At 40.8% G+C, this 12,861-nt stretch carries 10 protein-coding genes and 1 other annotated feature; of the genes, 7 read left to right on the forward strand and 3 right to left on the reverse strand.

The window, feature by feature from the left end:
• Window positions 1–200: 200 nt before the first annotated feature.
• The 4 genes from hemB (at window position 201) to O2S85_RS07625 (ending at window position 5,257) form a co-directional block, all read left to right on the forward strand.
• Complete coding sequence (gene hemB, locus O2S85_RS07610) at window positions 201–1,181, forward strand: porphobilinogen synthase (protein WP_269412063.1); 981 nt, start codon at window positions 201–203, stop codon at window positions 1,179–1,181.
• 79 nt (window positions 1,182–1,260) lie between these two features.
• A complete protein-coding gene (gene hemL / locus O2S85_RS07615; RefSeq protein WP_269412064.1) occupies window positions 1,261–2,550 on the forward strand; it encodes a glutamate-1-semialdehyde 2,1-aminomutase in 1,290 nt (429 codons plus the stop codon).
• Between the two features lie 161 nt (window positions 2,551–2,711).
• Window positions 2,712–4,166, forward strand: a complete 1,455-nt coding sequence (locus O2S85_RS07620; protein ID WP_269412065.1) for a LysM peptidoglycan-binding domain-containing protein — start codon at window positions 2,712–2,714, stop codon at window positions 4,164–4,166.
• A gap of 86 nt (window positions 4,167–4,252) precedes the next feature.
• Entirely contained in the window at window positions 4,253–5,257 is a 1,005-nt protein-coding gene (locus tag O2S85_RS07625) for a phosphotransferase (protein ID WP_269412066.1), read from the forward strand.
• On the opposite strand, the gene O2S85_RS07630 is transcribed toward O2S85_RS07625, so the two are convergent.
• Window positions 5,254–5,442: a YszA family small membrane protein gene (locus O2S85_RS07630; RefSeq protein ID WP_269412067.1), complete on the reverse strand. Its 189-nt coding sequence runs from the start codon at window positions 5,440–5,442 to the stop codon at window positions 5,254–5,256. The two genes, O2S85_RS07625 and O2S85_RS07630, sit on opposite strands and share 4 nt — an antisense overlap.
• A 175-nt stretch (window positions 5,443–5,617) precedes the next feature.
• Window positions 5,618–5,853: a binding site (T-box leader), on the forward strand.
• Between the two features lie 44 nt (window positions 5,854–5,897).
• Between O2S85_RS07630 and O2S85_RS07635 the strand changes: the two genes are divergently transcribed.
• A complete protein-coding gene (locus tag O2S85_RS07635; protein ID WP_269412068.1) occupies window positions 5,898–8,549 on the forward strand; it encodes a valine--tRNA ligase in 2,652 nt (883 codons plus the stop codon).
• A gap of 41 nt (window positions 8,550–8,590) precedes the next feature.
• Here O2S85_RS07635 and O2S85_RS07640 read toward each other — a convergent pair whose 3' ends face one another.
• Both O2S85_RS07640 and O2S85_RS07645 read right to left on the reverse strand, forming a co-directional pair.
• Entirely contained in the window at window positions 8,591–9,451 is an 861-nt protein-coding gene (locus tag O2S85_RS07640) for an ATP-grasp domain-containing protein (RefSeq protein ID WP_269412069.1), read from the reverse strand.
• Between the two features lie 18 nt (window positions 9,452–9,469).
• A complete protein-coding gene (locus tag O2S85_RS07645; protein WP_369419967.1) occupies window positions 9,470–10,360 on the reverse strand; it encodes an ATP-grasp domain-containing protein in 891 nt (296 codons plus the stop codon).
• Between the two features lie 100 nt (window positions 10,361–10,460).
• On the opposite strand from O2S85_RS07645, the gene O2S85_RS07650 reads away from it, so the two are divergent.
• Together O2S85_RS07650 and O2S85_RS07655 are read left to right on the forward strand one after the other, a co-directional pair.
• Entirely contained in the window at window positions 10,461–11,741 is a 1,281-nt protein-coding gene (locus tag O2S85_RS07650; RefSeq protein WP_269412070.1) for a bifunctional folylpolyglutamate synthase/dihydrofolate synthase, read from the forward strand.
• A 166-nt stretch (window positions 11,742–11,907) separates the two neighbouring features.
• Window positions 11,908–12,828: an SPOR domain-containing protein gene (locus tag O2S85_RS07655; RefSeq protein ID WP_269412071.1), complete on the forward strand. Its 921-nt coding sequence runs from the start codon at window positions 11,908–11,910 to the stop codon at window positions 12,826–12,828.
• The last annotated feature ends 33 nt before the right edge of the window (window positions 12,829–12,861 follow it).

Raw genomic sequence — 12,861 nt, forward strand, 5'->3', positions numbered from 1 at the left:
CGAGAAGTTTAAGGCGGCGTAGTTTCGAGCACGGGCTTGCACGAATGTGCTGACTTCTGCGTTGCCCGAATGGGCGGTTTTAGCAGAAGATCCCCTGAGCAGTTAGATACATGAGCAGCGGAGAAACAAGCCAACGAAGAAATTCGCAGGTATTTTTACCGGACTTTTTGAACACCCTCTTTGAGAAAGGATAATGCACTGTGGCAGAAACATTAAACTTTAAACGCCATCGCCGCTTACGTTCATCGCAAGTGATGCGTGACCTGGTAAGAGAAAATCAAGTAACAACAAACGATTTAATTTATCCGTTATTCGTTGTTGAAGGGAAACAAGTAAAAAATGAAGTACCCTCCATGCCTGGCGTTTTTCAAATTTCACTGGATTATTTGGATGAGGAAATACAGGAATTGCAATCATTAGGTATTAAAGCTGTCATCCTTTTTGGTGTCCCGGACGAGAAAGACGAGCAGGGGACAGGGGCATTTGTTGATCATGGTATCGTTCAACAGGCAATACGTCAGATCAAGCACAATACCTCGGACATACTGGTTATTGCCGACACCTGTTTATGTGAATTCACTTCACATGGTCATTGCGGAGTTGTCCATGGGGGAGATGTTGCCAATGATGAATCACTGGAGCTGCTGGCGAAAACAGCTGTATCTCAGGCAAAAGCTGGTGCCGATATTATCGCCCCGTCCAATATGATGGATGGTTTTGTGGCAGCAATCCGAAAAGCACTGGATGGGGAAGGTTTTGAAAATATACCAATTATGTCATATGCCGTTAAATATGCTTCAGCGTTTTATGGCCCATTTCGTGATGCAGCAGACAGTACTCCGCAATTTGGGGATCGAAAAACATATCAAATGGATCCAGCAAACCGCTTGGAAGCATTACGGGAAGCAGAATCTGATATGGAAGAGGGTGCGGATTTTCTGATTGTAAAACCAACCATGTCCTACCTTGATATTGTTCGTGATGTTAAAAACAAATATAATGCACCGATAGTAGGGTATAATGTCAGTGGAGAATATGCTATGGTCAAAGCCGCAGCACAAAATGGCTGGATTAACGAACGGGAATTGGTCATGGAAATATTGACGTCCATGAAGCGTGCAGGTGCCGAATTAATCATTACGTATTTTTCTAAGGATGTAGCAAAGTGGCTAAACGAATAAAACGAAAGGCTACAGGCACCAGCGGGTTTTCTGTACGCTTTAGTTAAAAATAAGATAATTATTAAACGGGGTGATGGACATGAAAAGCTTTGAAAAATCCATAGATGCATACAAAGATGCAGTTGATTTGATGCCGGGCGGGGTTAATTCGCCAGTTCGTGCTTTTAAATCAGTCGAAATGTCGCCTATTTTTATGGATCATGGAAAAGGTTCAAAAATGACCGATATCGATGGCAATGAATATATTGATTATGTTTTAAGCTGGGGACCACTCATTTTGGGCCATGCTGATGACCGGGTTGTGAGAAAATTACAGGAAGTGACCGCAAAAGGAACCAGCTTCGGGACAAATACGTTGATAGAAAACAAACTGGCCCAGCTGGTGAAAGAACGCGTTCCTTCTATCGAAACAGTAAGAATGGTGAATTCCGGTACAGAAGCGACCATGAGCGCCTTAAGACTTGCCAGGGGTTATACTGGCAGGAATAAAATCCTAAAGTTTGAAGGGTGTTATCATGGCCATAGTGATTCGTTGTTAATCAAGGCCGGTTCCGGTGTTGCGACATTGGGTTTGCCTGATTCCCCCGGGGTACCTGAATCAATTGCAAAAAACACCATTACCGTCCCATATAATGATATGGAAAGTGTCCGGCTGGCTTTTTCCAACTATGGTGATGAACTAGCTGCTGTCATTGTGGAACCTGTTGCCGGAAATATGGGGGTTGTCCCACCACAAGAAAACTTTTTACAGGAACTGCGCAAGATAACTGAAGATAATGGAACCCTGCTCATCTTTGACGAAGTGATGACAGGATTTAGGGTAGGCTATCATTGTGCGCAAGGCTATTTCGGTGTTACACCGGATTTAACCTGTTTAGGCAAAGTAATTGGTGGCGGCCTGCCTGTAGGGGCATTCGGCGGGAGAAAGGAAATTATGGAAAAGATTGCACCGACTGGTTCTATCTATCATGCTGGTACATTGTCTGGAAATCCATTGGCTATGACCGCTGGCTATGAAACATTAAGGGCCATGAATGAAGATGCATATGAACAACTTAATCAAAAAATTGATCGTTTAGTTGAAGGCTATCAACAGGCAGCAATCGATTTTTCTATTCCATTGCATATTAACCGGGCAGGATCCATGGTTGGTTTCTTCTTCACGAATGAGCCAGTTATCAATTTTGATACTGCTAAACTATCCAATTTGGATTACTTTGCGCAATACTATCGGAACATGATTGAAGAGGGAGTCTTCCTGCCACCATCCCAATTTGAAGGTGTATTTCTGTCAACAGCCCATACCGATGAAGATATTGAAAAAACTATTCAAGCAGTACGGGCGTCTTTTTCAAAAATTAATAAATAACAAACAGAGCTACTCGTTAACGGGTAGCTCTATTTTATTGACTATAAAAATGCTTTCGTCTTTTTCTATGTCTGTTTTGGCATATCCCTATTTCTATTTTCATATAGTGAAGTAAGGCAGGGCTGAGAGTAGGATGTATTTGCTTGAAGGGAGGAAGTGGTTTGTCTAATGATCAACCTGTTTTTAATTTTGAACTGAATGAGTCGCTATATTTTGAAAAGGGACAGGAAGTTGGGGAAATACGGGGCATAGCGTTGGATCCGGAAATTTCGATTCAACCCTTTAATGAGTATATATCCATTAGAGGCGTTATTGAGCTTCGCGGTGAATATGTAAGGGCAGATGAAGATGAGCAGGATGATACAGTCCAATTTGCTGATGATTATCACGCAAGGCGGTATGTGGAGCAGGTAGTGGATACGGAAGAGGGCGGTACTGAATTTTCTCATCGATTTCCTGTAGAGATTTCTGTACCAACGTATCGTGTTGGGGATTTGGAAGATGTTATGGTAAGTATTGACTCGTTTGACTACGAACTGCCTAATAAGAATCAGATTTCATTTACATCAACCATTGCAATTCATGGTATTAGTGAGCAAGTCGATAGTCCAAGGAATAATGCGGCAGATGAATATCCATTTGCCGATGGTCATACATTCAACTTTGAAATGAATGATCCCCAGGAATTCGACATGCCCGCTAAACCGGAATCTTTTGCATCCCAAGATACGCCAGCTTCCAGTGATACAGGTATATCTGATACTACAAGGCCGGCAGATAACGGGGAATCAGGTTCCTCCGATGAAGTGAGTTCACCAGACCGTTGGAAACATAAAAAATCACAAAGCTTTGCAGAGTTTTTCAAGCAGGAGCCTGAACCAGAACCGGATCCTGACCCTGACCCTTCTCCATCGGCATCAGCTAGCAGTTTTAGTCAGGAATCGGGTAATGATGCTATGGCCGAATCGCCGTATGCTTCTGAGTCACTGTATGTATCAGAGTCACCTTATTCAGTGGAATCATCTTTTTCTTCTGCTTCTTCTAATAGCAGTGAAAGTAGTCGGGAAAGTCCATCTGGCGCTCCGAATGTTGTTGATCAAACATGGGAGGCAGATACTTTCGAATTTGTTGAGAGTTCATCGAGCTTTGCAAGTGTTGACGAAAGTGATCGGGAAACCCGGCCAAACTCCAAAAAAATTGATAGTTCTAATGCGGTGACTGAAACTGATGAAAATATTGTCGGTTCATTGGAATCATCCATTAAAGCCGGTGAAAGCAGTCGGGAAAGCCAATCTGATTTAACGAGTGGTACCGGCCCAAATGTGAGAGAAGAAAATGTCATTGATAAGCAACATTCCGAGCGACCGCAGATTAACGAAAACGCAGAGGAGAAAGAAGACCAAACAGCAGACCTCAAATACTTATCTGACATGTTTCGTGATGAAGAAGAACGTTTCTCCAAGATGCGTGTTTGTATTGTTCAGGAGAAGGACACGTTGGAAACAATCGCAGACCGTTACAAAATTTCCACATTGCAATTAATGAAAAAGAATAATCTGGAGGATGATACGCTTACTCAAGGCCAGCTTCTGTATATTCCGATCAAAAAACAGTAGAATGTTACAGTCATTTGTAACTTAATTACCCCTTGCAAATTCTTTCATTGCCAAGGGGTACTGATTTTTAAAGGTGGGGCGATCATATGGAGAATTTCCTGAGGGTATTGGATTCGTATCCTGTTCATTCCATTTCAACAGAACAAATTACTGATCATGTCATGCGTATTACCGATGGCAAGCAGGTGTATGCTTTAAAAAAAAGCAGGTTGAATCGTAAAACTATAACGAGTTGGCAAAATGTATTTCATCTTGCACAACAGCATAATCTTGCAGCCATCCTGCCAGTATATATGACAAAACAAAGAGATTTATTGTGTCAGGTCGATGGGCATTTTTATTATCTGACCCCATGGATAGAAACTAGAGAACTTGAAAAAAAACAGCAAATCGAGCGGATGTATCAGACAATTGGTGTAATTCATGCCAAGACAAACCAGTCAATGTCATTGGATGTCAAACAAATCACTGATAGTTTTCGGAACTATAAAAAAACGCTTGTTACAAATAGATCGTTTTTATTAGAATGTGTGGAAGTTTTCGAGAAAAACCATTATATGTCACCTGTTGAATTATTGGTCTGCAGCCAGTATCGTGATCTGGATTTCATTTTACGTGAATTGGAGGAACGGGTTGAGCTTTTTATTGATGAATTAAGCAATCAATCGGAGTGGTACTATTGCTTGTGTCATGGAAAACTCGATTTTACGCATTATCTTTTTGCAGATCGAACATATTTAATAAATTGGGAACATGCAAACTATGATAATGCTACCCGTGATCTGGCTACCTTGTATCATAATATTGTTAACGATTATGATGACCCGACAGATGATTACATCGATTTTTTTACCGCCTACATGAAGAAAAATAGTTTGTCTAAGGCTGAATTGTATTTGCTTTCGATTTATTTATTGGACCCTTCTCAGTACATAAACCTGTTGACGCAACACCGAAAGAATCCTTCAGAAGTTTCTCAGGTTGATATGATACAACGGTTGCAAAGAAATTATCGTAAGTTATCTTTCGCTGTGCAATGGATGGAATTCACGGATTCATTGGCAAAATCAACTGATGAAACTGATGACTAAAACCATTCTAAATAAAACGCAATAAATATCCCGATAAGTGCACCCAATAATAAAACGTCAAATGTAGTTGGAAAAAATAAGGTACGTATTAATTGGAATATCAGAAGGGGGAGGGTACACCTTTCGCAGACGACCAAACATCTCCTTGCCCATGGTGGCAGCCGGTAACGGTAGTATCGACCCATAAACATTCACCTCTTTTACAGTTTCAAATCAATCTGTGACCAAAAAGCACTTTTTGAATATATTCTGATATAATATATGTATAATACAGGTTAAATCGTGCAATAAGTATATTAATATTGCTTTTTTGGCTTTTTATCGTTAAAATTATGGTATTCATACTGTGTATCCTAATATCAAAATGCGATGACAGGGAGGAGTACAGGTTAATCACCTCAAGAGAGGGAAATGAACTGCTGAGAATTTCCCAGGAACGATTATCTGGAAGGTCGCCCTTGATGCAACTTTTTGAACAAAAGTGATTTCGCTTAGTAAGAAAGTCGGTTGCTGACCGTTAACAAGCTTGAGTGTGCAAGTTTATTTACTTGTGAACAAAGGTGGTACCACGGAGGTAAATCCTTTTCGTCCTTTATGGGAGAAAGGGTTTTTTTTATTTTTTTAAAGGAGGAGTGGGCTTGTGAGTGAAAAAAAGAGGAAATCATTACCATCAAAATACAACCCGCAAGAAAGCGAAAAAGGCCGTTATCAGTTTTGGCTGAACGGTAAATTTTTTGAAGCAACTGAAGATGAAACCAAGGAGCCATTTACAATTGTCATTCCGCCACCGAACGTAACCGGGAAATTGCATTTGGGTCACGCCTGGGATACAACTATGCAGGATACAATCGCCCGGATGAAACGAATGCAGGGATATGACGTGTTGTGGTTACCAGGTATGGACCATGCCGGAATTGCTACACAGGCAAAAGTGGAGGCCAAGCTCCGCGCACAAGGAAAGAATCGATATGACCTGGGAAGAGAAAAATTCCTGGAAACGGTATGGGAATGGAAAGAAGAGTACGCAGACTTTATTCGCCAACAATGGGAAAAGCTTGGTCTTGGACTGGATTATTCCCGTGAACGATTTACAATGGATGACGGCTTGTCTGATGCCGTTCGTGAGGTATTCGTTACCCTTTACGAAAAAGGGTTAATCTACCGCGGGGAATATATTATTAACTGGGATCCGCAAACCAAAACTGCGCTATCCGATATTGAAGTGGTCTATCAAGAAGTACAAGGGCATTTCTACCATATGCGCTATCCACTAAAAGATAGTGATGAATATATTGAGATTGCCACGACAAGGCCGGAAACGATGCTGGGTGATACCGCTATTGCCGTTCATCCGGATGACGACCGTTACAAACATTTAGTTGGAAGAAAGGCCATTTTACCGATTGTTGGCCGGGAAATCGAAATCGTTGCCGATGATTATGTAGATATGGATTTCGGTTCAGGTGCGGTGAAGATCACACCTGCACACGACCCAAATGACTTTGAGGTCGGGAATCGTCACCATCTAAAACGTATCCTAGTGATGAATGAAGATGGAACAATGAACGAAAATGCTGGAAAATATGTGGGTCTGGATCGATTTGACTGTCGAAAACAAATTGTCAAGGATCTACAGGAGTCGGGTGTTTTATTTAAATTAGAAGACCATACCCATCAAGTTGGTCATTCCGAGCGCAGTGGTGCAGTTGTTGAACCATACTTATCAACGCAATGGTTTGTTAACATGCAGCCATTGGCAGATGCTGCAGTTTCCTTACAGCAAAGCGAGGATACGAAAGTTCATTTTGTTCCGGAACGTTTTGAACGGACCTATTTGCATTGGATGGAGAATATTCGTGATTGGTGTATTTCCCGTCAGTTATGGTGGGGGCATCGAATTCCGGCATGGTATCATAAAGAAACCGGTGAAATCTATGTTGGCAAAGAAGCACCCGAAGATGAAGAAAATTGGGAGCAGGATGAAGATGTATTGGATACCTGGTTTTCATCTGCGTTATGGCCGTTTTCGACAATGGGCTGGCCCGATGAAGATGCGCCCGACTTTAAGCGGTATTTCCCAACCGATGTACTTGTTACCGGGTATGATATTATCTTTTTCTGGGTAGCCCGAATGATTTTTCAGGCAAAACAGTTCACCGGGAAACGTCCGTTTAAAGATGTATTAATTCACGGACTGATTCGTGACGCGGAAGGTCGCAAAATGAGTAAATCCCTTGGTAATGGTGTCGATCCAATGGATGTAATCGATAAGTATGGTGCAGACTCCTTACGCTATTTTCTGCTTACGGGTTCATCCCCAGGACAGGATTTACGCTTTTATTGGAGTAAGGTTGAATCGACATGGAATTTCGCAAATAAAGTGTGGAATGCATCGCGTTTTTCATTAATGAACATGGAGAACTTTATCTATGATGATATTGATTTGTCTGGTGAGCTGTCACTTGCGGATAAATGGATCTTGACCAGATTAAATGAAACGATCGACCAGGTAACGAAAAATACAAATAAATACGAATTTGGTGAAGCAGGTCGCTATCTGTATAATTTTATTTGGGATGAACTTTGTGATTGGTATATTGAAATGGCAAAAATACCGTTATATGGTGACGATGAGACTAAAAAACAGACGACAAGATCGGTGCTTGCCTATGTCCTTGATCAGACGATGCGGATGTTGCACCCTTACATGCCGTTTATTACCGAAGAAATTTGGCAAGCACTACCACACCAAGGTGACTCAATTACTGTAGCTAAATGGCCAGAAGCAAAATCCGAATTACATGATGAGCAAGCATCCAGCGAGATGAAACGTCTGGTGGCAATTATCAAGGCAGTAAGGAATATTCGGGCTGAGGTAAATACGCCTATGTCCAAGCAAATTCGCTTGCTGATTGAGACGGAAAATGAGTCCGTACAGACCGAACTGGAAGAAGAACGCGAATATCTCGAACGCTTTTGTAATCCAAGTGAATTAAAAATTGCTACTGCGATTGCTGCCCCTGACAAAGCAATGTCTGCTGTCGTTACCGGTGCGGAGTTGTTTTTACCTTTGGAAGGGTTAATTGATTTCGATAAGGAAATAAAACGGTTGGAAAATGAACTTGAAAAATGGAATAAAGAAGTCGAACGTGTGCAGAAAAAATTAGCCAATGAAAACTTTGTCAATAAAGCACCACAAAAAATTGTAGATGAAGAAAAACAAAAAGAACAGGATTATTTGGATAAACAGGCTAAGGTAAAAGCGCGGTTATTGGAGTTAAAAGAACAATAAAATTGTAAAATAAAAGCAGGAATGTGCTGAAATTCCTGCTTTTATTTTATAGAAAGCTTCTGTTTGATATGGTCGCAATAGATGTTAAGAATGTTAATATCACTCACTGCACTCAGGGTTCGCGATCCAACAACATCTTCAATTTCGTTAAATAATAAATTTCCATCCTTACTAAGCAGGAAGTCAATACCGACCATATCAAAGTCAAAATGTTGAATGATGCGGTGAATCATTGCCGATTCCTGTTTGTTCAGCGAATACCAGACCGCTGATCCGCCAAGTTTATAATTTGCGCGGAAATCATTGTTGCTTTCCCTTAGAACCGCACCAACAATATCCTTGCCAACGACAAATACGCGAATATCCTTGCCAAGCCTAACATTACAGGCTTGGATAATAATTGAACTGGAAACGAATCCTTTGTGGTATTCCCATGCCGGTTGATTGTCGATATAATAGACTTGTTGACCGCTCCGTCCGCCTACTTCTTTCATGATAACAGGAAACGAAATCGGCGGTTTAACGGGTATACTTTGAGGTTCGAGAAAAACTGTATCAACCATGGGAATCCCAAGCATACTCAGACATTGATGGGTTAGTGCTTTATTATTACACATGGCTGAAATTTGTGATGCATTAAAAACTGTTACCCCCAGGGATTCCAATTGCCGGCTTAACACATAATCAATCGTTCGACTAACCGCGTAGTCAGGCAGTTGCACCGGTTCATTTTTTAAAAGGATGGTACGTTTTTGCTGCATAATACCAATTGTTAAATCTTCCCGATAAACGAGCTGGAGTGACATGTCCGCAAACTGCGCTTCTTTGATAAACCAATCAATATATGCTTGATTTTTGATCGCATCAGCTTTTTTATATAACAGCCATCCATTGAATTTCATGGGGCATAAACTCCTTACCTAGCGAAATTGCTCGCGAATGTGCTGGATAATAAAATCGGCAACATTAATGTTTGTACAATCGTACATATTGCGAATGTGGGCATTTGAGTTGATTTCACAAATAATTGGTGTCTTATCCGGTTCGAATAATAAATCCACGCCGGCAAAATCTGCACCGATCGCTTTGGCGGCAGCTACGGCAAGTTTCTTCTCCAGATTGGCTGGCTGATAGGCCTCCATCGTACCACCTGATGTTATATTGGCACGGAAATCGTTAGTGGCATGACGGGTCATCGCAGCGACTACCTTATCACCGACAACATGTAAACGCATATCGGTTCCACAGCTAGCAGCGATAAATTCTTGAAAAATAAACGGCCGGCCGGCTATATCCTTTATTTTGTTCTGTATTTCCTGTTCGTTATGTACAAGGTATACCTGTTCGCCAAAGGATCCATATGCTTCCTTGATAATCATTGGCAACCCCAACTGATTAATAATATCTGACAGGTTTTCAAATGGTTTTACTGGTGAACCGGGAAAAATTTTGGGCGCGACAATTGTTTTGGGAATCGGCAGTTGTTGATGTGCCAATACTTGATAGGTAGCGATTTTATCATCACTTATTTCAATTGCTTTTGCACGATTAAAGACACGGACACCCAGTAATTCCAGCTGCTTGGCTAAATAGATATCTTTATCAGTAAATATAACGAAATCAGGTAATGCTGTCTCACCAAGCAGACGCAGTTGTTGTCCACCCAAATAAGTAAACAGCTCATTATTTTGATAAATGTGCGTTTCAATCCCTTGTTTATTGGCTGCACGTTTCAACCATTGGGCAAAGTCAAGGAATTTATTTCCAGTTAAATGTCCGTTATAAATAATCCATCCAGTTAAGCACATCATTATGTTCCTTTCTAATGATTTATTTGGTATTTTTTAGATTAAATTATTGCTATAATAGGTATGTTATTTTTACAGTATTGATCGGAAAAGCGGTGTACATATGTTTGACAACTTCGAGCAGGTAACAAAGTTTTTTTCACAGCGAAAGCAATTTGGAATTAAGCCAGGACTTCATCGCATGCAACAATTATTACAATTACTTGGTAACCCGCAAAACAAACTGCGGGCAGTTCATGTTGCCGGAACTAACGGAAAAGGTTCCACCATTCATTTTCTAAAAGATGGACTGAAGGCTAGCGGTTATCGTGTAGGTGTGTTTACCTCGCCAAGTTTTTGCGGATTAACAGGTTACATCTGGATTGACGATTCCTCCATAACTGAAGCTGCCTTGATTCGATTATTAAACGACATGTATCCAGCCATTCGAATGCTGGATGAGCAGAATAATCATCCAACCGAATTTGAAATTATTACAGCACTGGCTTTTGTTTATTTTGTCAATCGGGTAGACATTGCGATCATTGAAACAGGTATGGGAGGCAGGGAAGATACAACGAACTGCTTTACCCCTATATTATCTATTATAACAAATGTAGCGCGGGATCACATGGCTTTTCTGGGTGACACCATACAAGAAATTGCTGCCCATAAAGCGGGAATTATTAAACAAAACAGGTCAGTAATTGTTGGTGTGCTGGAACCGGCAGCATTGGTGGTAGTTAAACATGAAGCACAGCGAAAACATGCCAGTATATATCAATTAACCAAGGACTTTTGGTTAACTGGAACCGAACAGACAGATCATTCATCTATGTCTTTTGTTTGGACAGATGGAACCGTAAATCGGCATGTTTCCTTGACAATGAAGGGTCAACATCAGCAACAAAATGCAGCACTTGCTATGATGGCTTTAACCTTATTAGAGCGCAATCAATACCAAATCGATTGGAAAAAAGCAATTCATGCAATTGGTCATACCCATGTTGCTGGACGATTTGAATTGGTCAGGCAGCACCCATCTGTCATTATCGATGGGGCCCATAATATTGCAGGTACGGCGTCGTTTATTCAAACAATGCTAAAACACTATCCGGACCAGGAACGACACTTGATATTCGCTGGTTTTAAAGATAAAGAATTAGTGAAAATGTTATATCGGTTAAAGCCTTATTTCGCATCGATCACCTTAACATCTTTTGACCATCCAAGGGCAATTGCGGCAGCTGCTTTATATGAACTAACGGATGACCGGACATTTGCTGTAAATGCAGACTGGCGTGATGTTGCAAAAAAATTAAATGAACAAACGGATGCTTGTTTCTTTTTCACCGGATCACTGCATTTTATTTTGGAGGTTCGCAAGTACTTTTTACAGGAATAGCAGTATTCGACTTGTTTAACGATCTTCTTGGGAATGATGACAAATTATGTTGAACGTTTTTTTACAAGACTGACAAAACTCGCCTTACTTTTTCATATAGCTGTGCTAGAGTTAGATAAAGTAAAACCTCAATTAGTAGAGGAACGCAGCAAAGTGAGGGGAGACCGTGAAAATACGAAAACCAGTCATTATTTGGATGAAACGCAAACAATCGAAAGTGGGACAAGCACAGCAAGATCGTCACCCGGCAATCCGTGATGAACAGGCATCTACAATAGATAACACCAAAAGTAATTCTGCTTCTGCATTTGATCGAAATCGACCCCATTCATTTCAAAATAAGCATGGAGCATCCAAGCTATTTGGAAAAGGTATGAAAAGTAAAATAAACCTTAAAACAATTGTGACTGCCATTATTTCAGCTGTTGTCATCGGATTATGTCTCGGTTTTATTATGCTAAATATGTTTGATGGAATTGGTCGTCAGGCAAGTGGTGAAATGGGTGACGATAATTTGGCTAATACGGGAAATGCAAATTCCTCAAAAGCAGCCGGATCCGGTGATACTTCTTCTTTTTCTTTGGAACCATTACATGCATTTGTATTACAGGCAGGTGTTTTTTCAGGTGAAGAAAATGCTAATAAATGGGCCGCAAAGTTTGAGAATGCAAACCATCCGGTGATGATATGGCCACGGGACGATCAATTTACGTTATTAGCCGGGATTGCAGATTCAGAGACAGAGGCAAAAACACTGGCTGACAGCTTTTCGAATGCTACGATTTATGTGAAGGAGTGGAGTACAGATGAGGTCAGTATAAATGTAACATCTGCTGAACAGAAGTGGTTGGAGTCATTTGTCAGTTTATGGGGTGATTCAGTAAACAGTCAAACAGAATTAGCTACTGATAAATGGAAAAAGTTAATTGATGACTTTCCCAAGCAGGCACCGGTCATTGGCTCGATGAAACAACCACTAACAGAATCATTTCAAATGGTTACAGATGAGAATAGTACTACCACGGGACAAAAATTTCTGTTGGAACAATGGTTGCAATATGAAAAAATCGGAAAATCCGGGAAATAAATTAATAAGAATCAAGCAAAAACAGGTATGTAA

Origin of the sequence: Lentibacillus daqui, assembly GCF_027186265.1 — a bacterium.
Classification (GTDB): Bacteria; Bacillota; Bacilli; order Bacillales; family Amphibacillaceae; genus Lentibacillus_C; species Lentibacillus_C daqui.

Excerpts from the sequence above, each read along its gene's own strand:
- O2S85_RS07650 (WP_269412070.1), top strand. The coding sequence starts at position 10,461 with ATGTTTGACAACTTCGAGCAGGTAACAAAGTTTTTTTCACAGCGAAAG.
- hemL (WP_269412064.1), top strand. The coding sequence starts at position 1,261 with ATGAAAAGCTTTGAAAAATCCATAGATGCATACAAAGATGCAGTTGAT.
- O2S85_RS07640 (WP_269412069.1), bottom strand. The coding sequence starts at position 9,451 with ATGAAATTCAATGGATGGCTGTTATATAAAAAAGCTGATGCGATCAAA.
- O2S85_RS07645 (WP_369419967.1), bottom strand. The coding sequence starts at position 10,360 with ATGATGTGCTTAACTGGATGGATTATTTATAACGGACATTTAACTGGA.
- O2S85_RS07630 (WP_269412067.1), bottom strand. The coding sequence starts at position 5,442 with ATGGGTCGATACTACCGTTACCGGCTGCCACCATGGGCAAGGAGATGT.
- O2S85_RS07625 (WP_269412066.1), top strand. The coding sequence starts at position 4,253 with ATGGAGAATTTCCTGAGGGTATTGGATTCGTATCCTGTTCATTCCATT.